This is a genomic window from Streptomyces sp. NPDC001700 (assembly GCF_053596435.1).
On record NZ_JBSFGE010000034.1, the window covers coordinates 1 to 21,775 of the forward strand.

Consider the following 21,775-nt stretch of genomic DNA (forward strand, 5'->3'; position numbering starts at 1 on the left):
TTGTGGGTGGTGGTGGTGCCCCCGGGCCGGCGCCTCACCCCCGGGGCCCCCCCGGGTTGGGTGTGGGGGGGGGGGGGGGCGCCCGCCCCCCCCCCCCCCCCGGCCCCGGCACATGAATGGCCGCGATGAGTCATCGACGCAATGAATCGCCGTACGGGGCCGAAAACGCGTAACGGATCCACGCGGAGCGCGCAACGATCGCGGCTTGTCGGCCGATCTCGGCGCAACGTACCGTTTTCTGTGTACGGTCACGTCTCCCCAGAGGTCTTCATGCCGCCGCTGCGCACCGCCCTGCTCCAGAGCTCCGGTCACCCCGGCGACCCCGCCCGTAACCTCAAGGCCCTCGACGCCGCCGCCGAGCGCGCCGCCGCGGACGGGGCCGGGCTGCTGGTCACGTCCGAGATGTTCCTCACGGGCTACGCCATCGGCGACGGTGTGCACCGGCTGGCCGAGCCCGCCGACGGGCCGAGCGGCCGGGCCGTGTCCGAGATCGCCGCCGAGCACGGCATCGCGGTCCTCTACGGCTACCCGGAGCGCGCCGGGCAGGCCGTCCACAACTCCGCCCGCCTGGTCGGCCCCGACGGCACCGCGCTCGCCAACTACCGCAAGACCCACCTCTTCGGCTGCTTCGAGAACGACTGGTTCACCCCCGGTGACACCCCCGTCGTCCAGGCCACGCTGGGCGGGCTGACCATCGGCATCATGATCTGCTACGACGTGGAGTTCCCGGAGAACGTCCGGGCCCACGCCCTGGCCGGGACCGATCTGCTGCTCGTGCCGACCGCGCAGATGCACCCCTTCCAGTTCGTCGCCGAATCCCTCGTCCCCGTACGGGCCTTCGAGAGCCAGATGTACATCGCGTACGTCAACCGCAGCGGCCCCGAGGGCGAGTTCGACTTCATCGGGCTGAGCTGCCTGGCCGGTCCCGACGGCACCATGCGCGCCCGGGCGGGTCGCTCCGAGGAACTGGTCCTCGGCGACGCCGACCCCAGGCTGCTGGCCACCTCGCGCCGGATCAACACCTACCTGCGCGACCGCCGCCCCGGGCTGTACGGGTCCCTCGGCTGACCCCGCCCTCCTCGCCTTCACCCTCACCCTCGCTCGATCCGCAAGGAGTCCGTACCCGATGACGTCCACGGTGCCCACCGCCGTCCACGACGAGCACGAGTCCGAGCACACCGACAGCCTTCCGCCGGTCACGATGTTCGGCCCGGACTTCCCGTACGCCTACGACGACTTCCTCGCCCACCCGGCGGGCCTCGGCCAGATACCGGCGACCGAGCACGGCAGCGAGGTCGCGGTCATCGGCGGCGGGCTGTCCGGCATCGTGGCCGCGTACGAGCTGATGAAGATGGGCCTGAAGCCCGTCGTGTACGAGGCCGACCGGATCGGCGGGCGGCTGCGCACTGTCGGGTTCGAGGGCTGCGACGGGGAGCTGACCGCCGAGATGGGCGCGATGCGGTTCCCGCCGTCCTCCACCGCGCTCCAGCACTACATCGACCTGGTCGGCCTCGTCACCGAGCCGTTCCCCAACCCGCTGGCCCCGGAGACCCCGTCCACCGTCGTCGACCTCAAGGGCGAGTCCCACTACGCCCGCACCATCGACGACCTGCCGCAGGTGTACCGCGAGGTCGCGGACGCCTGGAACGCCTGCCTGGAGGAGGGCGCGGACTTCTCCGACATGAACCGCGCCATCCGCGAGCGCGACGTCCCGCGCATCCGCGAGATCTGGGCGAAGCTCGTGGAGAAGCTCGACAACCAGACGTTCTACGGCTTCCTCTGTAACTCCTCGGCCTTCACCTCCTTCCGCCACCGCGAGATCTTCGGCCAGGTCGGCTTCGGCACCGGCGGCTGGGACACCGACTTCCCCAACTCCATCCTGGAGATCCTGCGCGTCGTCTACACCGAGGCCGACGACCACCACCGCGGCATCGTCGGCGGCAGCCAGCAGCTTCCGCTGCGGCTGTGGGAGCGCGAGCCCGAGAAGATCGTCCACTGGGCGCACGGCACCTCGCTGTCCTCCCTGCACGACGGCGCACCGCGCCCCGCCGTGACCCGGCTGCACCGCGCCGCGGGGGACAGGATCGTGGTGACGGACGCGGACGGTGACATCCGCTCGTACCGGTCGGTCGTCTTCACCGCGCAGTCCTGGATGCTGCTCTCCAAGATCGACTGCGATGATTCGCTCTTCCCGATCGACCACTGGACGGCGATCGAGCGCACCCACTACATGGAGTCCAGCAAGCTCTTCGTCCCCGTCGACCGGCCGTTCTGGCTCGACAAGGACGAGGAGACCGGCCGGGACACGATGAGCATGACGCTCACCGACCGGATGACCCGCGGTACGTACCTCCTGGACAACGGCCCGGACCAGCCCGCCGTGATCTGCCTCTCGTACACCTGGTGCGACGACAGCCTCAAGTGGCTGCCGCTGTCCGCGAACGAGCGGATGGAGGTCATGCTGAAGTCGCTGTCGGAGATCTATCCGAAGGTGGACATCCGCAAGCACATCATCGGCAGCCCGGTCACGGTGTCGTGGGAGAACGAGCCGTACTTCATGGGCGCGTTCAAGGCCAACCTGCCCGGCCACTACCGCTACCAGCGGCGGCTGTTCACCCACTTCATGCAGGACCGGCTGCCCGCGGATCAGCGCGGCATCTTCCTCGCGGGGGACGACATCTCCTGGACCGCGGGATGGGCCGAGGGCGCCGTACAGACCGCGCTCAACGCGGTGTGGGGCGTCATGCACCGCTTCGGCGGCGCCACCGATGCGCACAACCCGGGTCCTGGCGACGTGTACGACGAGATCGCGCCCGTCGAACTCCCGGAGGACTGATCATCCGGAGGACGGCAGGGGAGCGAGCAGGCACCGCCCGACCAGGCCCACGGTCTTGTCGATCCGCTCCGTGAACTCCTCCACCAGCTCCGGCAGCGCCCGCAGGCCCCACAGGGCGCGGAACGACGCCCACGCGGCGTCCCGCGCCTTGTCCAGGCTCCACGAGCCGACGAGATGGGTGAGCGGATCGGCCGCCTCCAGCGGATCCGGGCCGGGCATCAGCTCCTCCCGGATCCGCTGCTCCATATCGGTCAGCATGGCCCCGACCTGGTCGAAGTCGCCCTCCAGGGCGGCCGGTTCCGTGTTCCGGGCCCGGCAGGTGTCCACCAGCGCGAGCGCCAGGTCATGGCCGATATGGGCGTTGATCCCGGCGAGTGCGAACTGCACCGGGCGGACGCCGGGGTGGCCGCGCAGCTCGAACAGCGGCCGCCAGCAGGCCGGGGGCCGCCGCCCGGCCGCCCCCGCGTCGACCGCCCCCGCGTCGACCGCCGCCAGATAGCGGCAGGCGAACCGTACGTCCAACTCCTCGGTGGCGGCCGGGTCCTGGAAGCCGCCGGTGCCGAGGCGGCGGCCGACCTCCTCGGTGACCTGCAGATACACCCGGTTGAAGACCGCCACCCCGTCCTCGGGCGGCAGCGCCGCGCCGAGCGCGCGCATGCGCGCCACGACGCTCCGTACGGTGCGCGGCGCGGTGAGCCGCTGGGCGGGCATCGGCATCGGCATCGTCATGGGGAACAGCGTGGCAGCGCGCGCTGCTTGTCGGCGGTCGGTGTGCCGTCACATCCCCCGTACGGCGGAGCGTTTCGTGACGCTTTTACAGCGCCCCCGCGTCGCGCGCCGTCCACATCGACGGGTACAGCGGACGCCAGCCCAGCTCCTCGCGCAGCCGCAGGTTGGAGGTGCACCCGAACCAGGTGTCGCTGTCCGTCCGCTCGGTCAGGCCCTCGGGGAGCGGCACCCCGAGGATCTGATGCAGCTCGACGATGGTCGCCGGGGCGTCGTCCACGATGTTGTACTTCCGCCCCGACACCGAGCCGCCCGCCGTGCCGCCGGGGGCGCGCAGCAGCCGCAGCAGCGCCTGCGTCACATCCGCGTGGTGGACCATGGCGAGCCGCTGGTTCCCGGCCCAGGCCCCGGCCAGCTGGAGCGATTCGACCAGATGCGGGTCGCCGTCCCCGTATACGAAGGCCAGACTGCCGATCCGCAGGTCGAGGCCGTGGTCCCGGTGCAGCGCCAGCAGTTCCCGCTCGGCCTCCGCCTTCGAGGCGGGGTACGCGCCCCACAGCAACGCGCCTTCGGGCACGCTCTCGTCGTCCTCCACCAGCGGCCGCCCGCGCGAGGCGCCGTACACGAGATTCGTGCTGACCTGGACGAACCGGCTCGTACCCGCCTCGACCGCGGCCCGTCCCAGGGCCACCGCGGCGTCCCGGTTGACCGCCCACGCCTCCTCGTCCGGCACCCCACGGAACGCCGCCGCGATGTTGACGACGGCGTGCGCCCCGTCCATCGCCTTCCGCAGATCCTTCTCCTCGCGCAGATCGCCGACCGCCACCTGCGCGCCGAGCGCCGCGAACGGCGCGCCCCGCTCCTCGTCGCGGACCAGCACCCGCACCTCGGTCCCGGACCGGGCCTCCGCCAGCAGCCGCTTCGCGAACCGCTGCCCCACCCGGCCCGTCACACCCGTCACCAGAATCAACGGCATCGCGAACAACCGCCCTTCGTCTCGATTGGTTGGGCTCACGGGCTCACCCTGCGCCCGCTGACCAGGACACCGGGAGAGACCTCCGTATCCAGGGATCGGCAGACCCTGGATACGGGCGGGCCGTGGCGCGACGATGGTGGGCGTGCACCGAACGGAACTCGCGGACTTCCTGCGCCGCCGCCGCGCCCGCCTCGGCCCCGCCGACGTGGGGCTCACCCCTGGCCCTCGGCGGCGTACGCCCGGACTGCGCCGGGAGGAGGTCGCCCAGCTCACCGGCATGTCCACGGACTACTACACCCGGCTGGAACAGGCCCGTGGCCCGCGCCCGTCCCGCCAGATGCTGACCGCGCTGGCGCGTGCGCTACGGCTCACCGACGACGAGCGCGACCACCTCTTCCACCTGGTCGGGGAGGAACCGCCGCGCGCCGCGACCACGTCCGGGCATGTGCGCCCGGGGCTGCTGCGGGTCCTGGACCGGCTGTACGACACCCCGGCGCAGGTGATCACCGACTGGGGCGATGTGCTCGCGCAGAACGCGATGGCGGCCGCCCTGGTCGGCGACATCACCGCCCGCCCGCCGAAAGACCGCAACATCCTCCGCAGCTTCTTCCTCCGGCGCCCCGGCACCGCGATCTTCCCGTCCGTCGACCTCGGCGAGCACGCCCGCACCCACGTAGCCGCCCTCCGCGCGGTGGTCGCCGCCCGCCCCGACGACCCGGGCCCGGCGGCCCTGGTCGCCGAACTGCTCGCGGGGAGCGCGGAGTTCGCGGCGCTGTGGGAGACCCATGAGGTCGCGGTGCGCCGCTCGACCGTCAAACGGTTCGTGCACCCGGTGGTGGGGGCGCTGGAGCTGGAGTGCGAGGTGCTGCTGAGCACGGAACACGCCCAGCGCCTGATCGTCCACACGGCGGCCCCGGGCAGCGAGTCGGCCGAGCGCCTGGAGCTGCTACGGGTGGTAGGCCTCCAGGACCTGACCCCCAGCCCCTGACCCCGGGGGCCTTCATCCCCCACCCCGCCCCTTCCCGAATCCGGGGACACTCCGGCCCCCCCGGGGCCCTCGGGGCCGGACGCTGGTGCTCCCGGCGCGCCGTGCAGAGGCTGGGCGGACACGCCCTCGGGCGGTGCCCAGCGCTGCGGGCATGTCGCAGGTCCGGTGGCTTCTCGGACCCGGGCAAGCCTACGAGTCCAGCCCGGCCCGCAGCCCCAGCAGAGGCCCAGGGACACGACCGGGGCGCCACCCGGCGGCGCGCGGCCGTCGTCGTACGCGCTTGCCGCCGGGGCGGCGGACTCCGCCCGAGCCGGGGCCGCAGGGTCGGGCGTCGCGTCGGGCCGCGCGCAGAGCGCGAGTGGCCGCCTGCCACGCGCGTCGGGGTCCGGGGTATCCCCGGTTTCGGGAAGGGGCGGGGCTGGGGAGAGACCCGACGCCGCGCGGCCGTCGTCGTACGCCGGGACTGCCGCGCCAGGGCGGGACTTCGCGGGCGAGCAGCCGTGCCGCACCCACGGGGTCCGGGGTGTCCCGGGTTCGGGGGACGGGCCTGCGGTACGCGGCCGTCGTGCGCGCTGCCCGCGCCGTCCCGCGCCGGGTCCGCCGGGTCCGCCGGGCCCGAGAAGTCCCCTTCCGCCAAAGGCGGGACCGCACCCGCACCGGGGCCCGGGGTGTCCCCGGTTCGGGAAGGGGCGGGGTGGGGAGGACAGCGCCTACGGCGTGCGGCCCTCGTCGTCGTACGCGCTCGTCCCCGCGTCCAGCAGCGGCTCCCGGGACGGCTTGAGGTGTTCCGGCGCCAGCGCCCGCAGCGCGTGGTAGCCGACGATCACCACGATCGTCCCGAGTGCGATCCCGCTCAGCTCGAAGTTGTCGCTGACCTTCAGGTTCACGCCGCCGACGCCGATCACCACACCCGCCGCCACCGGCACCAGGTTCAGCGGGTTCCGCAGGTCCACCCCGTTGTGCACCCAGATCTGCGCGCCGAGCAGGCCGATCATGCCGTACAGGATCACGGTGATGCCGCCCAGCACCCCGCCCGGCACCGCCGCCACGACCGCGCCGAACTTCGGGCAGAGCCCGAAGAGGAGGGCGAATCCGGCGGCGGTCCAGTACGCGGCGGTGGAGTAGACGCGGGTGGCGGCCATGACGCCGATGTTCTCGGAGTACGTGGTGGTGGCCGGGCCGCCGACCGCGGTCGACAGCACGGTCGCGGCGCCGTCCGCCGCGATCGCCGTGCCGAGCTGGTCGTCGAGCGGGTCGCCGATCATCTCGCCGACGGCCTTCACATGCCCGGCGTTCTCGGCGATCAGCGCGATGACGACCGGCAGCGCGACCAGGATCGCCGACCAGTGGAACTCGGGCGCGTGCAGGGACGGCAGTCCGACCCAGTCGGCCTTGGTGACGCCGGACAGGTCCAGCCGCCAGTGGTCGGTGACCTTCCCGCTGCCGTCGATCGAGTGGATCTGGCCGAAGGCGCGGTCGAAGACCCAGGAGACCGCGTAGCCGAAGACCAGCCCGAGGAAGATCGCGATCCGCGACCAGAAGCCGCGCAGACAGACCACGGCCGCCGCGGTGACCAGCATGGTCAGCAGCGCGGTCCACTGGTCGGCGGGCCAGTACGTCGTGGCGGTCACCGGCGCGAGGTTGAAGCCGATCAGCATGACCACCGCACCGGTCACCACGGGCGGCATCGCCGCGTGGATGACGCGCGCCCCGAACCGCCGCACCGCGAGCCCGCTCAGCAGCAGCGCGCCGCCCACCACCAGGATCGCCCCGGTGACGGCGGCGCTGCCGCCGCCCTGCGCCCGGATCACGGCGGCCACGCCGACGAACGACAGGCTGCAGCCCAGATAGCTGGGCACCCGGCCGCGCGTGGCCACCAGGAACAGCATGGTCGCGACCCCGGACATCATGATCGCGAGGTTGGGGTCGAGCCCCATCAGGACCGGGGCGACGAAACTCGCACCGAACATCGCCACGACATGCTGGGCGCCGAGGCCCGCCGTCCTCGGCCACGACAGCCGCTCATCCGGCCGGACGACGGCTCCGGGGGCGGGGGTGCGCCCGTCGCCGTGCAGGGTCCAGCGCATGCCGAGGCCCATGAGTGCTCCACTTCATCACACGTACGGGGGGATCGGAGCAATGTTAGTTGGCCGAAAATGTGCACCTTGCACCTGATGGCGGGGGCCCAACCCGACGATTGATCGACAACTGGGCAACAGTCGTTCCGCTTCCATGGAGTTGACGCCCTATGAAGTGTGAGGGTCGAGCGCATGGCATTTCGATCCACCTCCCACGCCACCCGCCCCGCCCTCGCCGTCGGCGCCGTCTGTCTCGTACTCGCCCCGCTCACCGGATGCGGCGGCGCGGACGGCGGCGGACCGTCCTCCTCGAAGGGGCAGCCCAGCGCGCCCGCCGAGAGCCGGGCACCGGGCCAGGGAAAGGGGTCGAAGGACCCGGACGACCTCAACGGGGACGGCCACCGGGACCTCGTACTGCCCGCCCCGGCCCGGCGCGACCCGGAGAAGACCGGCCGGGACGAGCGCGTCGCGGTGGTCTACGGCTCGGCGAAGGGCCTCGACCCCGCGACCCGCACGGTCCACGGCCGCCGCGCCCTGGGCCTGCCCGCCGCCCCGGACACCACCCCGGGCGCGGGCCCCGAGCACGTCCCCACCGACAACGTGGTGACCGCCGATCTGGACGGCGACGGCTTCTCGGACGTCGTGACGACCGCGGAGGGGGAGATGGCGGACGACGGGAACATCAGCGCCGCGCGCACCGTCCCGCACGTCACCTGGGGCGGGCCCGGCGGGCCCGGTCGCTCCGGTCAGGGCGCCGAGGCGACCCCGGTGAGGCTGCCGGAGAGCGCGTCCAAGCTGGGCGTGACCTCCGTGGTACGCGGCGACTTCGACGGCGACGGCCACCACGACCTCGCGGGGCTCGCCCAGAACCAGTCCTCCGGGGTGGTGCTGTACGGCCCGTTCACCCGCTCCGGCGAGCTGAAGCGTACTGACACCTCCCTGCCGTGGACGGACGGTGACCTGGCCGCGGACACCATCGACCCGTCCGGCACGTCCCGCGCGACCTCCCTCCTGGTCCACGCCATCAGCGACGGCGAGCAGTCCGGCAACACCCTCTACCCGGCCCGCCGCGGCACCGGCCTGTCCGCCGAGGGGAAGAAGCTGCGCGCCGGGAACGCCCACGCGTTCGGCGACTTCGACGGCGACGGGAAGCGCGATGTGGCCATCGGGGACGACGGCTCCCGCAACGACGAACCCGGCAACGAGACCGAGCCGTCGGACGTCTCCGGATCGCTCACCGTGTACCCCGGCAGCGGAGGGGATCCGGTCGTCCACCGGTCGCCCGCCGCGGTGCCCGCCGATGAGGGGTACGAAGCGGCCGGTGGGTACACGGCCGCCGACCCGGACGGTGACGGCCGCGACGGCATCCTGGTCGCCACGTACGAGGGCGCCACGTTCGTCGACGGCGACCGCCGCACCCCGGTCCTGCGCAAGGGCCCCGCGAAGGCCGACGGCCGGAAGATGTCCGCGAAGGACCGGCGCACCCATCCCGTGGGGGCGGGTGACTTCGACGGTGACGGCAAGGACGAGCTGGTCCTGAACTGGGGTTCCGGCGTCTCCACCGGTCCGTACGGCCAGCAGCCCACCCACTGGTGGATCACGGACGGCACCGGCTCCCGGGACAAGACCTCCTTCGCCACGACGGAGTTCGTGAGCGACTAGTTCATGCAGTTCATGACCGGCTAGGAGGCCGTCGTATCGGGGGTACGGTCCGCCGGAGCGGACACGGCGCGGTCCGGGGCCGCCGCGGCGGAGCCGCGTAGCACCCCGGCCCCGGCCACCAGCCCCAGCGACAGCGCCGTGACCAGGCCGAACGAGGCGGTCAGCGAGGTCATGTCGGCGATCGAGCCGATCGCCGCCGGGGCGATCAGGCCCGAGGTGTACGTGATCGTCGCGACGCCCGCGATCGCCTGGCTCGGCGCCGGGCCGCTGCGCCCGGCGGCGGCGAAGGCGAGGGGGACGACGACCGCGATGCCCAGGCCGATGAGGCCGAACCCGGCGATCGCGGGCACCGGGCCGGTGGCCGTGACCACCAGCACCCCGCCGAGCGTGGCCAGCACGCCGCCCGCCCGTACGGTCCGCACCGGGCCGAACCGGCCCACCACCGCGTCACCGGCGAACCGGGCGGCGGCCATCATGCAGGAGAAGGCCGTGGTGCAGGCGGCGGCGACGCCGGGGGAGGAGCCCAGCACCTCGCGCAGATACACCGCCGACCAGTCGAGGCTCGCGCCCTCGGCGAAGACCGCGCAGAACCCCACCGCGCCGATGACCAGCGCGGAGCGGGGCGGCAGGGCGAAGCGCGGCGGTGGCTGCTGCTCGGGGGCGCTGCGCAGGTCGAGGACCCACCGGCAGGCGCCGGTGCCCAGCAGCGTGAGCACCGCGGCGGCGATCGCGAGGTGCACCCGGGCGTCGGTGCCCGCGTGGGCGGCCACCGTGCCCGCCGCCGAGCCGAGCAGCGCGCCCAGGCTCCACATGCCGTGCAGCCCGGACATGATCGACCGGCCGAGCCGTTCCTCGATCTCCACGCCGAGGGCGTTCATGGCGACGTCGGCCATCCCGGCGGTCGCCCCGTAGACGAAGAGCGCGCCGCACAGCCACACCAGGCCGGGGGAGAGCGGGGGCAGGACGAGCGCCAGACACCACAGGGCGATCAGCCCGCGCAGCGCGGTGCGGACGCCGAAGCGGTGGCTGATCGCTCCCGCGAGGGGCATCGCGCAGGACGCGCCGATGGCGGGGAACGCGAGGGCGATGCCGAGCTGGCCCGCGCTGATGCCCAACTGCTCCTGCACCCAGGGGATACGGGTGGCGAAGTTGCCGGTGACCGCGCCGTGGACCGCGAACACCGTGGCGACGGCCATGCGGGCGCGCCGTACGTCACGCGGGGGCGGTTCCGTACCGCCGCTCACTCGCTCATCCGGTCATCCGCCGCTCATGGCGCTCGTCGCTGCTCATGTCCGTACTCTGCGCATGCCCCGCCGTCCGGCTCAAGGCTATTTCCGCACGATCTCTTGTCGTGCTCATGATCCAGTCCTACTCTGACCTCCAATCTCGATTCTGAATTCGGTTCAGATATCTGATTGGAGTGCCCGATGGTCGCGACTCCAGCGGAGCGCGGGAGACCCACCCGCGTCCTCGTCGCCCTCGCCGCCCTGCTCGTCCTCCTGGCCACCCTGGCGACGCCGTCCGCCCACGGCGCCGAGCGCGGCCGGTGGCCCGGCCGGGTGCCGGACACGGTGGTGCTCGACGGCCCCAGGCTGGCCCTCACCAAGCTGAAACTGCAGCTCGGGGACCGGCCGCTGAAGCGGACCCTGCGCGATCTGACCACCCAGGCCGACCAGTGGATGACCCAGGGGCCGTGGACCGTCACCGACAAGGACCAGGTGCCGCCCAGCGGTGACAAGCACGATTACTTCAGCCAGGCCCCCTACTGGTGGCCCAGCAAGCCGAAGACCGACGACAACCCGTATGGCTGCCCGTACGTTCAGAAGGATGGCCAACGGAACCCCGATGTGGACAAGATGACGGACCGGCCCGAGGTCGGGAAGGTCTTCGAATCCGCCTACGAGCTGTCCCTCGCCTGGTACTACACCGGCAAGCGCGGCTACGCTGAGCACGCCGCCGACATCCTGCGCACCTGGTTCGTCACCCCGGCGACCCGGATGAACCCGAGCCTGAACCACGCCCAGTTCATCCCGTGCATGTACGACGGCCGCTCCATCGGCATCATCGACTTCTCCCAGGGCTTCACCAGCCTCCTGGACGCCGCCGCCATCCTCGACACCGGCGCCCCGGGCTGGTCGCGCGCCGACCACGCGGGCTTCCGCACCTGGAACAAGCAGTTCCTGGACTGGCTGGTGAACAGCGACTTCGGCAAGGAGGAGAGCGCGGCCGACAACAACCACGGCACCTTCGCCGACATGCAGATCGCCGCCATCGCCACCGCCGTGGGCGACCGCGACCTCGCCCGCAAGGTGCTGCGCGACGCCCGGACCCAGCGCATCGACACCCAGATCGCGGCCGACGGCAGCCAGCCCCAGGAACTCGCCCGCACCCGGAGCTTCCACTACTCCACGTTCAACCTCGTCGCCTACACGCGGATGGCGGCCATCGGGCGGCACGTCGGCGTCGACCTGTGGCGCTACACCGGCCCCACCGGCTCGAACCTCTTCAAGGCCGTCGACTTCCTGCTGCCCGCCGCCACCGGGGCGAAGCCGTGGCCGTACCCCGACCTGGAGTTCAAGGCGTACGCCGCGAGCGACATCGTGCACGCGGCGGCCGACGCGGGCGACCGCCGAGCCCGCGCCGCCCTCCCCAAACTCCAGCCCCCACCGAGCGGCGACCTCTGGTCCCTGCGCCCGGCGGTGGAACAGTTGGACAGCATCGCCCAGGGCTAGCCCTCCACCTTTCGCCGAACCCGGGGCAAGCCCCGGGCCCCGGCCCGCAGCCGGGGCGCGGAACGCGGGGGCGACTCTTCCCCCACCCCGCCCCTTCCCGAAACCGGGGCAAGCCCCGGACCCCGGACCCCTGCTTGCCAGCGGGCGAACGGCGGGCGGGCGAGCTACTACGCGGCCCGCCCGCCCGCCCGTCTTCCCACCCGGCAGCCCGGGGCCCGGCGGGCGCTGCGGCTGGACCCCAGGAGCCCGGTGCGACCCGCCACGCCCGACGCTGGCTCAGCCGTGCGGTGCGCACCGCGAGCCCAACCCCGCAACGGCGCCCCGGCCGAAGCCGCGGCGATCGGTTGCGTGCCGTGTCCCGGTTGCGGGGCGGGGGTCCGGGGGCTGGGCTCTCGGTTTTGGGAAGGGGTGGGGTGGGGGAATGTCCGCGTCCGGCTTGGCCACCGCAGTGCCCGTCGCGCTGCTGCGCGGCGGGCGGTTGCGTGCCGTGTCCCGGTTGCGGGGCGGGGGTCCGGGGGCTGGGCCCTCGGTTTCGGGAAGGGGCGGGGTGGGCGAAAGCCCGCATCCGGCGTTGGCCACCGCAGTGCCCGCCGCGCCGCCGCGCGGCGATCGGTTCCGCGCCGGGGGCCGGGGCTGGGCCCCGGTTCGGGGAAGGGGGCGGTGGGTGGGTGAGGCAGCACACATGGGGGCCGGGTCCCACCTGCGGTGATCGCCGTGGCACACTGGGGCCGTACCAGTGACGTCAGCGCACTCCGGGGTCGGTGAAAATCCGAACCGGCGGTTATAGTCCGCGACCCGTCCGCCGCCAGCGGCCGGTTGACCAGGTGAAATTCCTGGACCGACGGTTAAAGTCCGGATGGGAGGCAGTGCGTGGCGGTAGCGACATCACCGGTGCGCCGTCTTCGCGGCGGCCGCGCTTCCGGCGCGAGCCGTACGTAGCGATCCCGGCGTCCCGGCGGCGGCGTTCCCGTTCCATGTCGTTTCCGACAGCCCCGGAGTCCGTGCCCGAAGAGGCAGGAGGACCCGGTGGCCCCCGCACCCGGCACAGAAGCCCAGGCGATGCGCCGTGCCGTCGTGCTCGCCGCCCGTGGTCTCGGGCACACCAGCCCCAACCCCGTCGTCGGGTGCGTCATCCTCGACGCCGAAGGACAGCAGGTCGGCGAGGGCTGGCACCAGCGCGCGGGCGGCCCGCACGCCGAGGTGCACGCCCTGCGCGCGGCGGGGGAGCGGGCCCGCGGCGGGACCGCGCTGGTCACCCTCGAACCCTGCAACCACACCGGCCGCACCGGACCCTGCGCCCAGGCGCTCATCGACGCCGGGATCGCCCGCGTCCGCTACGCCGTCCCCGACCCCACCGCCCAGGCGCGCGGCGGCGCCGCGACCCTCGCCGCCGCCGGGGTCGACGTCGCGGCCGGGCCGCTGGGCGACGAGGCGGCGGCGGTCAACGAGGCGTGGCTGACCGCGATGCGCCGCGGCCGCCCCTTCGTGCTGTGGAAGTACGCCGCCACCCTGGACGGCCGCAGCGCGGCCGCAGACGGCACCAGCCGCTGGATCACCTCCGCCGCCGCCCGCGCCGATGTGCACCGGCTGCGCGCCGAGGCGGACGCCGTGGTCGTCGGCTCCGGCACCCTGCGCGCCGACGATCCGCACCTCGCCGTACGCGACCGGGAGGGCGTCACCCAGCCGCTGCGGGTCGCCGTCGACACCGACGCCACCGCCCTGAAGCCGGGCGCCCGCATCCTGGACGACGCCGCGCCGACGCTGGTCGCCGTGGCCGAGGACGCCGACACCAGCCGACTGCCCGCCGGGACGGAGAGCGTGCGGCTGCCCCGTGCGGGAAAGGGGCTCGACATCGCCGCGCTCCTCGCCGCCCTCCACGACCGAGGTATCCGCTCCGTCCTGCTGGAAGGCGGGCCCACCCTCGCCGGGGCGTTCCTCGGCGCGGGCGCCGTCGACAAGGTCGTCGGCTATCTCGCCCCCGTCCTGCTCGGCGCGGGCCCCGCCGCCCTCGCCGACGCCGGAATCACCACGATCGCGCAGGCGTTGCGGCTCGATACGGCCGATGTCACCCGGCTCGGCCCCGATCTGCGGATCACCGCCTTCCCCACCACAGACACCACCGCCCACGCCGAGGAGAGCTGACGTGTTCACCGGAATTGTCGAAGAACTGGGTGAGATCGTCGCCGTCGAGAACCTGGACGACGCGTCCCGCTTCCAGGTCCGCGGCCCCGTCGTCACCGAGGGGGCGCGGCACGGCGACTCGATCGCCGTCAACGGCGTCTGTCTCACCGTCGTCGACACCGGAGACGGCCACTTCAGCGCCGACGTCATGGCCGAGACCCTGAACCGCTCCAGCCTCGGCGCGCTCACCGTCGGCTCCCGCGTCAACCTGGAGCGCCCCATGGCGCTCGGCGGGCGGCTCGGCGGCCATCTCGTCCAGGGCCATGTGGACGGCACCGGCACCCTCGTGGAGCGCGAGCCGTCCGAGCACTGGGAGATCGTCAAGATCTCGCTGCCCGGCGGACTCGGCCGCTACGTGGTCGAGAAGGGCTCCATCACGGTCGACGGCATCAGCCTGACCGTCGTGGACGCGGGCCCCGACTACTTCACCGTCAGCCTCATCCCGACGACGCTCGACCTCACCACCCTCGGCGTCAAGCAGCCGGGCGACCCGGTCAACCTCGAAGTGGACGTCCTCGCCAAATACGTCGAGCGGCTGCTCAACCACGAAGGCGCCGACAAGGACAAGGAAGCGATCGAATGATGTCCCTCGACTGGCTGGGCGCCGAGGCCGGGCAGATATTCGGCCAGCACATCCTGTGGTCGGACGCGATCGGCAACACCATAGGACTGCTCGCCCTCGCGCTCGGCAGCCGCCGCTCCCTGTGGACCTGGCCCGCCCAACTCGCCTCCGGCGTCGTCCTGGTGGCCGCCTACGCCTCGGCCCACCTCAGCGGCGGCGTCGGCAAGCAGCTCCTGGTCATCGGCGTCGCCGCCTGGGGCTGGCGGCAGTGGCGGCGCGGCCGCCGCGACGAGGGCGGCGCGGTCGCCGTCCGCTTCGCCACCGGCCGCGAGCGCGCCGCGCTCCTCACCGGCCTGGCGATCGGCACGCTCGCCGTCGGCGCCCTCTTCACCGCCGTCCCCGAGCTGTCCTGGAACCCCTGGCCCGACGCCTACATCTTCGTCGGCACCCTCGCCGCGATGGTCGCCCAGGCCCGCGGCCTGATCGAGTTCTGGTTCGCGTGGATGCTGGTCGACGTGGTCGGCGTCCCGCTCGCCTTCAGCAGCGGACTGGCCTTCTCCGGCCTCGTCTACGTCATCTACTTCGCACTCGTCCTCTGGGGCGCGCGCGACTGGTGGCTGCGCTCCCGTACCGAGAAGACCCGGACGAGCGCGCCCACACCCGCAATGGAAGGAGTGTCAGTGTCATGAGCGAGGCATACACCGAGGACGCCACCGCCGCCGCCTGGCCGCCCGACGAACTGGCGTTGGACACCGTCGAGCGGGCGATCGCCGACATCACGGCGGGCCGTCCCGTCGTGGTCGTGGACGACGAGGACCGGGAGAACGAGGGCGACCTCATCGCCGCCGCCCAGACGATCACCCCGGAGATCGTCGCCTTCATGATGAACGAGTGCCGCGGACTGATCTGCGCCCCCATGGAGGAGACCGACCTCGACCGGCTGCGGCTGCCGCAGATGGTCGACGAGAACACCGAGTCCATGCGGACCGCGTTCACCGTCTCCGTCGACGCCACCCCCGAACACGGCGTCAGCACCGGCATCTCCGCCGCCGACCGGGCCACCACGCTGCGCCTGCTGGCCGACCCGGAGACCTCCTCCGGCGACCTGGTGCGCCCCGGCCACATCTTCCCGCTGCGCGCCCGCCCCGGCGGCGTCCTCGCCCGCGACGGCCACACCGAGGCCGGGGTCGACCTCGCCCGGCTGGCCGGACTGCGCCCGGCGGCCGTGATCTGCGAGATCGCGGGGGAGGACGGCGTGATGCTGCGCCTGCCCGACCTGGTCGCCTTCGCCCATAAGCACGACCTCGCGATCATCTCCATCGCCGACCTGATCGCGTACCGCAGGGCCGCCGAGCCCGCCGTGCGGCGCGAGGCAGAGACCCGGCTGCCCACCGCCTTCGGCGACTTCCAGGCGTACGGCTACCGCGCGACCGCCGACGGCGTCGAGCACATCGCGCTCGTCCAGGGCGACATCGGCGACGGCGAGGACGTGCTGGTCCGGGTCCACTCCGAATGCCTGACCGGCGACGTCTTCCACTCGCTGCGCTGCGACTGCGGCCCCCAGCTGCACGCCTCCCTGGAGCGGGTGACCGCCGAGGGCCGCGGCGTGGTGCTGTATCTGCGCGGCCACGAGGGCCGCGGCATCGGGCTGCTGTCCAAGCTGCGCGCGTACCAGCTCCAGGAGCTGGGCCGGGACACCCTGGACGCCAACCTGGAGCTGGGCCTGCCCGCCGACGCGCGCGACTACGCGGCGGGCGCCGAGATCCTGGCGGACCTGGGCGTGCGCTCCCTGCGGCTGATGACCAACAACCCCGAGAAGACCACCGCCCTGGTCCGCTACGGGCTGCGGGTCACCGGCCGGGAGCCGATGCCCGTCCAGGCCGGGGAGCACAATCTGCGCTATCTGCGCACCAAGCGGGACCGGATGGGGCACGACCTGCCCTGGCTGGAGGGCGACCGCAGGGCGGAGAGCCCGGAGCCCGTGTCCGCCTGCGGCAATCAGTAGAACCACCTGGCCAGCAGAACCACCTGCCAGTTGAACCACCTGTACGTACGAAAGATCTTGAGGAGTGACGTGAGCGGTAAGGGTGCCCCCGAACTGTCCGTGGAGAACTGCGGGGACCTCCGCGTGGCCGTCATCGCCGCGCAGTGGCACGAGCAGGTGATGGACGGCCTGGTCGCCGGGGCCCGGCGGGCCCTCGGCGAGCTGGGCATCGCCGACCAGGCCGTGCTGCGGGTGCCCGGCAGCTTCGAGCTGCCGGTCGTCGCCAAGGTCCTCGCCGACCGCGGCTACGACGCGGTCGTGGCGCTCGGCGTCGTCATCCGGGGCGGCACGCCCCACTTCGACTACGTGTGCCAGGGCGTCACCCAGGGCCTCACCCAGGTCAGCGTGGACACCGGCGTCCCCATCGGCTTCGGTGTGCTGACCTGCGACACCGAGGAACAGGCCCTCGACCGGGCCGGAATCGCCGGTTCCAGCGAGGACAAGGGGCATGAGGCGGTCACCGCCGCCGTCGCCACCGCCGTCACCCTGCGGTCGGTCGCGTAGCCCTGCGCGCATGCGCGCCGTACGACATCAGTAGGATGTCGTACACCATGTCCAAGAAGACGTTCGAGGAGCTGTTCGCCGAGCTCCAGCAGAAGGCCGCCACGGCCGACCCCGCCACCTCCCGTACCGCCGAACTGCTCCAGTCCGGCGTGCACGCGATCGGCAAGAAGGTCGTCGAGGAGGCCGCCGAGGTGTGGATGGCCGCCGAGTACGAGAGCGACGCGGCGGCCGCCGAGGAGATCTCGCAGCTCCTCTACCACCTTCAGGTGATGATGGTCGCCAAGGGACTCACCCTCGACGACGTCTACGCCCACCTCTGAACCACCGCAAGCTCACCACCCATCCCCCGTACGAAGGAAACACCCCTCATGCTGCGCATCGCCGTCCCCAACAAGGGTTCACTGTCCGAGCCTGCGTCGGCGATGCTCCATGAGGCGGGCTACCGGCAGCGCAAGGACCGCAGGGAACTCGTCCTGGTCGACTCCGACAACGACGTCGAGTTCTTCTTCCTGCGCCCCCGCGACATCGCCGTGTACGTCGGCTCGGGCCGCCTCGACATCGGCATCACCGGCCGCGACCTGCTGCTCGACTCCGGCTCCCAGGCCGAGGAGATCCTGCAGCTCGGCTTCGCCGGGTCCACCTTCCGCTACGCGACCCGCCCCGGCACGGCCACCGATGTGAGCGAGTTCGGCGGGATGACCGTCGCCACCTCCTTCTCCGGTCTGGTCACCAAGCACCTCGCCGACCACGGCGTGGACGCCGCCGTCGTCCACCTGGACGGCGCCGTGGAGACCGCCATCCAGCTCGGCGTCGCCGAGATCATCGCGGATGTCGTGGAGACCGGCACCACCCTGCGCAACGCCGGTCTCGACATCATCGGCGAGCCGATCCTGGAGTCCGAGGCGGTCGTGATCCGCCGCACCGGGGCGCCCACCGACGACCCCAAGGTGCGCCAGTTCCTCCGCCGCATGCAGGGCGTCCTGGTGGCCCGGCGCTACGTGATGATGGACTACGACATCCGGGTCGAGCAGGTCGAGCGGGCCGTGGCGCTCACCCCCGGCCTGGAGTCGCCCACCGTCTCCCCGCTGCACCACGAGGGCTGGGTCGCGGTCCGCTCGATGGTCCCCTCCAAGGACGCCCAGCGGGTCATGGACGAGCTGTACGAGCTGGGCGCGCGGGCGATCCTCACCACGGGCATCCACGCCTGTCGCCTCTGAGTCCCCGGCCCCTCCACCCCTCCCGCTCACGAGAGCTCACGAGAGACCCATTACACGTGTCCGCCGCCGCCCAGCCGCCCGCCCTCCCGGTCACCTTCCGGCCGACCCGCACCCGGGTCATCCTGCTGACCACCGGCGCGGCCCTCGTCGTCACCCTCACCATGATCGCGGTGCTCCTGGAGAACCTGTCCCCGGGCCAGCAGGCCAGCTTCATCGGCACCGGGCTGCTGTTCTTCGCGTTCCTCGTGCTGTTCAGCCGCCCCAAGGTGGTGGCCGACGAGGCCGGGGTGACCGTGGTCAACCTCGTCACCACCCGTCGGCTCGCCTGGGCCGAGGTGCTGCGGGTCAATCTGCGGCCCGGTGACGCCTGGGTCTATCTGGACCTCGCGGACGGCACCAGCCTGCCCGCGATGGGCATTCAGGTGGGCGTCGCGAAGGCACGGGCGATCGACGATGCCCGCGCCCTGCGTACCCTCGCCGAACACCACAGTTCGGGCGGCGGCACGTCCTGACAGCATCTGGGGCCTGCCCGTAACCCGCCATCCTTGTTTACTCTGTTGCCGGGGCCGAACGATGCCCCGCCCCGCCTCGACCTGTCCGCGCACCGCGCGCAGCCGGCGGGCACACCTGCGACCCAAGGAGTGACTCCCTCCAGAGATGGACGGATCGTCCTGTAGTACCTGCGCCGCCGCCGACCCCGAGGCGGCGGCATGAGCGTCACCCTGTCTCTCCTGCTGCTCGCCGCGGCACTCGTCCTCATCCTCGCGAACGGCTTCTTCGTGGCCGCCGAATTCGGCCTGGTCACGGTCGAGCGGCCGGACGCGGAGCGGGCGGCCGAGGAAGGCGACCGGCGGGCCCGTACCGTCGTCGAGTCGCTGCGCGAGCTGTCCTTCCAGCTCTCCGGCACCCAGCTCGGCATCACCATCACCTCCCTGGTGGTCGGCATGCTGGCCGAGCCCGCGCTCGGCCATCTGCTGACCACGCCGCTGTCCGCGGTGGGGCTGCCGCACGGCGCCGTCCCCGGCGTCGCCGTGGTCATCGGCATGCTGGTGGCGTCCGCCGTCCAGATGGTGATCGGCGAACTCGTCCCCAAGAACTGGGCGGTCTCCCGGCCGCTGCAGGTCGCGCGCTTCGTCGCGGGCCCGCAGCACGCCTTCGCCCACTTCTTCCGGCCCGTCATCACCCTGCTCAACACCGTCGCCAACCGGCTGGTGCGCGCGCTCGGCGTCGAGCCCACCGAGGAGCTGGCGTCCGCCCGTACCCCCGGTGAGCTGGTCTCGCTGGCCCGCCACTCGGCGCGGGCCGGGGCGATCGAGCAGGACACCGCCGACCTGTTCGTCCGCACCCTCTCGCTGGGCGACCTCACCGCACAGCACGTGATGACCCCGCGCGTGCGGGTCAGCGCGCTGCAGTCCACGGCGACCGCCGTGGATGTGCTCAACCTCACCCGGGCCACCGGACTCTCCCGGTTCCCGGTCTACCGCGACCGCCTGGACGAGGTCATCGGCATGGTCCACCTCAAGGACGCCCTCGCGGTGCCCTCGGAGGAGCGGCTGCGCACCCCCGTCGGGTCCATCGCCCAGCCCCCGCTGCTCGTCCCCGAGACGCTGCCCGTCCAGCCCCTGCTGGAGCGGCTGCGCAGCGAGCAGCCGATAGCCGTGGTCGTCGACGAATACGGCGGCACGGCCGGTGTCGTCACCCTGGAGGACATCGTCGAGGAACTGGTCGGCGAGGTCCGCGACGAACACGACGACGAGGCCGCCGACACGCCCGACCTGGCCCAGACCGTCGCCGAGGACGGCCGGGCCGCCTGGGACGCCGACGGCGCCTGCCGCGTCGACACCCTGCGCCGGATCGGCCTTGAGGTGCCCGACGGGCCGTACGAGACGGTGGCCGGTCTGGTCGCCGATCTGCTCGCCCGGATCCCCGCCCCCGGGGACACCGCCGAGCTGCCCGGCTGGAAACTGGCCGTCCGGCAGGTCGGCCACCACCGGGCGGAGCGGGTACGGATCGTGCGGACCGGAACGGGTACGAGTGCCGGTGCCGCTGCCCCCACAACCGCCTCTGTTGTCGCCGTTGCTGAGAAGGAAGCTGAGCGATGAGCCTCGTCCAACTCCTCTTCGCCGCTCTTCTGGTCCTCGCCAACGGATTCTTCGTCGGCGCCGAGTTCGCCCTGGTCTCGGTACGCCGCAGCCAGATCGAGCCGCGGGCCGCCGAGGGCTCCGCCCGGGCCCGTACGGTGCTCACCGGGCTGGAGAGCCTGCCGCAGATGATGGCCGCCGCGCAGTTCGGCATCACCGTCTGCTCGCTGACCCTCGGCGCGGTCGCCGAGCCGACCGTCGCCCAGCTGCTGGAGCCGGTCTTCCACGCCGTGCACCTGCCCGAGGGGCTGATTCATCCGCTTGGCTACGCCATCGCGCTCGCCGTCGTCGTCTTCCTGCACCTGGTGATCGGCGAGATGCTGCCGAAGAACCTGGCCATGGCGGCGCCGGAGAAGACCGCGCTGTGGCTCGCCCCCGGCCTCGTCGGCTTCGCCCGGCTGTGCCGTCCGGTCACCGCCGCGCTGGGCGCCTGTTCCCGGCTGGTGCTGCGGCTCTTCCGGGTCGAGCCCAAGGACGAGGTCGAGGCCGTCTTCACCAGTGAGCAGCTGACCCATCTGGTCGAGGACTCCCGGCAGGCCGGGCTCCTCGGTGACGGGGAGCACGAACGGCTCTCGGACGCCCTGGAGCTGGGCAGCCGCCCGGTCACCGACGTCCTCCTGGACCCGGCGGGCCTGGTCACCGTCGACCCGTCGGTCACGCCCCGGCAGATCGAGGAGCTGACGGTACGGACCGGCTACTCGCGCTTCCCGGTGTGCGGCGCCGGTGGCGCCTTCATGGGCTACGTGCACGTGAAGGACGTCCTGGACCTGGAGGCTCCCGAACGGGCGGTCCCCCAGCGGGTCTGGCATCCCATCGAGACCCTGCGCGCCGAACTGCCGCTGGACGACGCGCTCAGCGCGATGCGGCGGGCGGCCTCGCACCTGGCGGCCGTGGCCGACGCGTCGGGCAAGGTGCTGGGGCTCGTCGCGCTGGAGGACGTGCTGGAGATGCTGGTGGGCGAGGTCCGCGACCCCTCCCACCGGGACAGCGGGCGTAGCCGCCCGGCCGCATCGCGGCCCGCGACACCGGTCGCCGCGGCGGCCCCGGCTCCGGCCTCGGCCTCGTCCTCGTCCTCGGCCTCGGCCTCGGAGGAGCCCGCGATGGTCTCCCGCTAAGGGGTTACGGCCC

The 21,775-nt window shown here is 72.7% G+C and carries 19 protein-coding genes and 1 riboswitch; of the genes, 15 read left to right on the forward strand and 4 right to left on the reverse strand.

Annotated elements, in window-relative coordinates:
- Positions 1-270: 270 nt before the first annotated feature.
- The gene (locus ACWC5C_RS37750) at positions 271-1,068 is read left to right on the forward strand and encodes a carbon-nitrogen hydrolase family protein (protein ID WP_450883135.1); all 798 of its coding nucleotides are present in this window, start codon (positions 271-273) and stop codon (positions 1,066-1,068) included.
- 58 nt (positions 1,069-1,126) lie between these two features.
- On the forward strand, positions 1,127-2,836 hold the full coding sequence (locus tag ACWC5C_RS37755) for a flavin monoamine oxidase family protein (RefSeq protein WP_450883137.1): 1,710 nt from the start codon (positions 1,127-1,129) through the stop codon (positions 2,834-2,836).
- Here the strand turns inward: ACWC5C_RS37755 and ACWC5C_RS37760 are convergent, their stop codons facing one another.
- Both ACWC5C_RS37760 and ACWC5C_RS37765 read right to left on the reverse strand, forming a co-directional pair.
- On the reverse strand, positions 2,837-3,565 hold the full coding sequence (locus ACWC5C_RS37760; RefSeq protein ID WP_450883139.1) for a DUF5995 family protein: 729 nt from the start codon (positions 3,563-3,565) through the stop codon (positions 2,837-2,839).
- Positions 3,566-3,650: 85 nt separating this feature from the next.
- Complete coding sequence (locus tag ACWC5C_RS37765) at positions 3,651-4,538, reverse strand: NAD-dependent epimerase/dehydratase family protein (protein ID WP_450883272.1); 888 nt, start codon at positions 4,536-4,538, stop codon at positions 3,651-3,653.
- Between the two features lie 142 nt (positions 4,539-4,680).
- Between ACWC5C_RS37765 and ACWC5C_RS37770 the strand changes: the two genes are divergently transcribed.
- A complete protein-coding gene (locus tag ACWC5C_RS37770; RefSeq protein WP_450883141.1) occupies positions 4,681-5,526 on the forward strand; it encodes a helix-turn-helix transcriptional regulator in 846 nt (281 codons plus the stop codon).
- A gap of 710 nt (positions 5,527-6,236) precedes the next feature.
- Here the strand turns inward: ACWC5C_RS37770 and ACWC5C_RS37775 are convergent.
- The gene (locus tag ACWC5C_RS37775; RefSeq protein ID WP_450883143.1) at positions 6,237-7,625 is read right to left on the reverse strand and encodes a uracil-xanthine permease family protein; all 1,389 of its coding nucleotides are present in this window, start codon (positions 7,623-7,625) and stop codon (positions 6,237-6,239) included.
- 171 nt (positions 7,626-7,796) lie between these two features.
- Between ACWC5C_RS37775 and ACWC5C_RS37780 the strand changes: the two genes are divergently transcribed.
- Positions 7,797-9,266 carry an FG-GAP repeat domain-containing protein gene (locus ACWC5C_RS37780; protein ID WP_450883145.1) on the forward strand — a complete coding sequence of 490 codons (1,470 nt, stop codon included), beginning with the start codon at positions 7,797-7,799 and terminating at the stop codon, positions 9,264-9,266.
- 20 nt (positions 9,267-9,286) lie between these two features.
- Here the strand turns inward: ACWC5C_RS37780 and ACWC5C_RS37785 are convergent, their stop codons facing one another.
- Entirely contained in the window at positions 9,287-10,462 is a 1,176-nt protein-coding gene (locus tag ACWC5C_RS37785; protein ID WP_450883274.1) for an MFS transporter, read from the reverse strand.
- 231 nt (positions 10,463-10,693) lie between these two features.
- On the opposite strand from ACWC5C_RS37785, the gene ACWC5C_RS37790 reads away from it, so the two are divergent.
- From ACWC5C_RS37790 to ACWC5C_RS37840, 11 genes are all read left to right on the forward strand, one after another.
- Positions 10,694-11,998: an alginate lyase family protein gene (locus ACWC5C_RS37790; RefSeq protein WP_450883147.1), complete on the forward strand. Its 1,305-nt coding sequence runs from the start codon at positions 10,694-10,696 to the stop codon at positions 11,996-11,998.
- A 743-nt stretch (positions 11,999-12,741) separates the two neighbouring features.
- A riboswitch (FMN riboswitch) is annotated at positions 12,742-12,872 on the forward strand.
- Positions 12,873-13,057: 185 nt separating this feature from the next.
- Positions 13,058-14,140 carry a bifunctional diaminohydroxyphosphoribosylaminopyrimidine deaminase/5-amino-6-(5-phosphoribosylamino)uracil reductase RibD gene (ribD, locus tag ACWC5C_RS37795; RefSeq protein WP_450883276.1) on the forward strand — a complete coding sequence of 361 codons (1,083 nt, stop codon included), beginning with the start codon at positions 13,058-13,060 and terminating at the stop codon, positions 14,138-14,140.
- 1 nt (position 14,141) lies between these two features.
- Positions 14,142-14,762, forward strand: coding sequence for a riboflavin synthase (locus ACWC5C_RS37800; RefSeq protein WP_450883149.1), 621 nt, complete (start codon positions 14,142-14,144; stop codon positions 14,760-14,762).
- On the forward strand, positions 14,759-15,430 hold the full coding sequence (locus ACWC5C_RS37805) for a nicotinamide mononucleotide transporter family protein (protein ID WP_450883151.1): 672 nt from the start codon (positions 14,759-14,761) through the stop codon (positions 15,428-15,430). The genes ACWC5C_RS37800 and ACWC5C_RS37805 overlap by 4 nt, the downstream gene beginning before the upstream one ends.
- Positions 15,427-16,746 (forward strand): bifunctional 3,4-dihydroxy-2-butanone-4-phosphate synthase/GTP cyclohydrolase II, encoded by a 1,320-nt coding sequence (locus ACWC5C_RS37810; RefSeq protein WP_450883153.1) that lies wholly within the window; start codon positions 15,427-15,429, stop codon positions 16,744-16,746. The genes ACWC5C_RS37805 and ACWC5C_RS37810 overlap by 4 nt, the downstream gene beginning before the upstream one ends.
- 69 nt (positions 16,747-16,815) lie before the next feature.
- On the forward strand, positions 16,816-17,289 hold the full coding sequence (ribH, locus tag ACWC5C_RS37815) for a 6,7-dimethyl-8-ribityllumazine synthase (RefSeq protein ID WP_385436788.1): 474 nt from the start codon (positions 16,816-16,818) through the stop codon (positions 17,287-17,289).
- A 47-nt stretch (positions 17,290-17,336) separates the two neighbouring features.
- Entirely contained in the window at positions 17,337-17,609 is a 273-nt protein-coding gene (locus tag ACWC5C_RS37820; protein WP_039936817.1) for a phosphoribosyl-ATP diphosphatase, read from the forward strand.
- 48 nt (positions 17,610-17,657) lie between these two features.
- A complete protein-coding gene (gene hisG / locus ACWC5C_RS37825) occupies positions 17,658-18,506 on the forward strand; it encodes an ATP phosphoribosyltransferase (protein ID WP_009713584.1) in 849 nt (282 codons plus the stop codon).
- Positions 18,507-18,562: 56 nt separating this feature from the next.
- The gene (locus tag ACWC5C_RS37830) at positions 18,563-19,018 is read left to right on the forward strand and encodes a PH domain-containing protein (RefSeq protein ID WP_385436785.1); all 456 of its coding nucleotides are present in this window, start codon (positions 18,563-18,565) and stop codon (positions 19,016-19,018) included.
- A 198-nt stretch (positions 19,019-19,216) separates the two neighbouring features.
- Complete coding sequence (locus ACWC5C_RS37835; protein ID WP_450883157.1) at positions 19,217-20,608, forward strand: hemolysin family protein; 1,392 nt, start codon at positions 19,217-19,219, stop codon at positions 20,606-20,608.
- On the forward strand, positions 20,605-21,762 hold the full coding sequence (locus tag ACWC5C_RS37840) for a hemolysin family protein (protein WP_450883159.1): 1,158 nt from the start codon (positions 20,605-20,607) through the stop codon (positions 21,760-21,762). The genes ACWC5C_RS37835 and ACWC5C_RS37840 overlap by 4 nt, the downstream gene beginning before the upstream one ends.
- Positions 21,763-21,775: the final 13 nt, after the last annotated feature.

Bases quoted from the DNA above. Each gene is read 5' to 3' on its own strand.
- ACWC5C_RS37785 (WP_450883274.1), bottom strand. From the start codon at position 10,462: ATGGCCGTCGCCACGGTGTTCGCGGTCCACGGCGCGGTCACCGGCAAC.
- ACWC5C_RS37790 (WP_450883147.1), top strand. From the start codon at position 10,694: ATGGTCGCGACTCCAGCGGAGCGCGGGAGACCCACCCGCGTCCTCGTC.
- hisG (WP_009713584.1), top strand. From the start codon at position 17,658: ATGCTGCGCATCGCCGTCCCCAACAAGGGTTCACTGTCCGAGCCTGCG.
- ACWC5C_RS37780 (WP_450883145.1), top strand. From the start codon at position 7,797: ATGGCATTTCGATCCACCTCCCACGCCACCCGCCCCGCCCTCGCCGTC.
- ACWC5C_RS37765 (WP_450883272.1), bottom strand. From the start codon at position 4,538: ATGCCGTTGATTCTGGTGACGGGTGTGACGGGCCGGGTGGGGCAGCGG.
- ACWC5C_RS37760 (WP_450883139.1), bottom strand. From the start codon at position 3,565: ATGACGATGCCGATGCCGATGCCCGCCCAGCGGCTCACCGCGCCGCGC.
- ACWC5C_RS37810 (WP_450883153.1), top strand. From the start codon at position 15,427: ATGAGCGAGGCATACACCGAGGACGCCACCGCCGCCGCCTGGCCGCCC.
- ACWC5C_RS37750 (WP_450883135.1), top strand. From the start codon at position 271: ATGCCGCCGCTGCGCACCGCCCTGCTCCAGAGCTCCGGTCACCCCGGC.
- ACWC5C_RS37835 (WP_450883157.1), top strand. From the start codon at position 19,217: ATGAGCGTCACCCTGTCTCTCCTGCTGCTCGCCGCGGCACTCGTCCTC.
- ACWC5C_RS37805 (WP_450883151.1), top strand. From the start codon at position 14,759: ATGATGTCCCTCGACTGGCTGGGCGCCGAGGCCGGGCAGATATTCGGC.
- ACWC5C_RS37840 (WP_450883159.1), top strand. From the start codon at position 20,605: ATGAGCCTCGTCCAACTCCTCTTCGCCGCTCTTCTGGTCCTCGCCAAC.
- ribD (WP_450883276.1), top strand. From the start codon at position 13,058: ATGCGCCGTGCCGTCGTGCTCGCCGCCCGTGGTCTCGGGCACACCAGC.
- ACWC5C_RS37775 (WP_450883143.1), bottom strand. From the start codon at position 7,625: ATGGGCCTCGGCATGCGCTGGACCCTGCACGGCGACGGGCGCACCCCC.
- ACWC5C_RS37755 (WP_450883137.1), top strand. From the start codon at position 1,127: ATGACGTCCACGGTGCCCACCGCCGTCCACGACGAGCACGAGTCCGAG.
- ACWC5C_RS37820 (WP_039936817.1), top strand. From the start codon at position 17,337: ATGTCCAAGAAGACGTTCGAGGAGCTGTTCGCCGAGCTCCAGCAGAAG.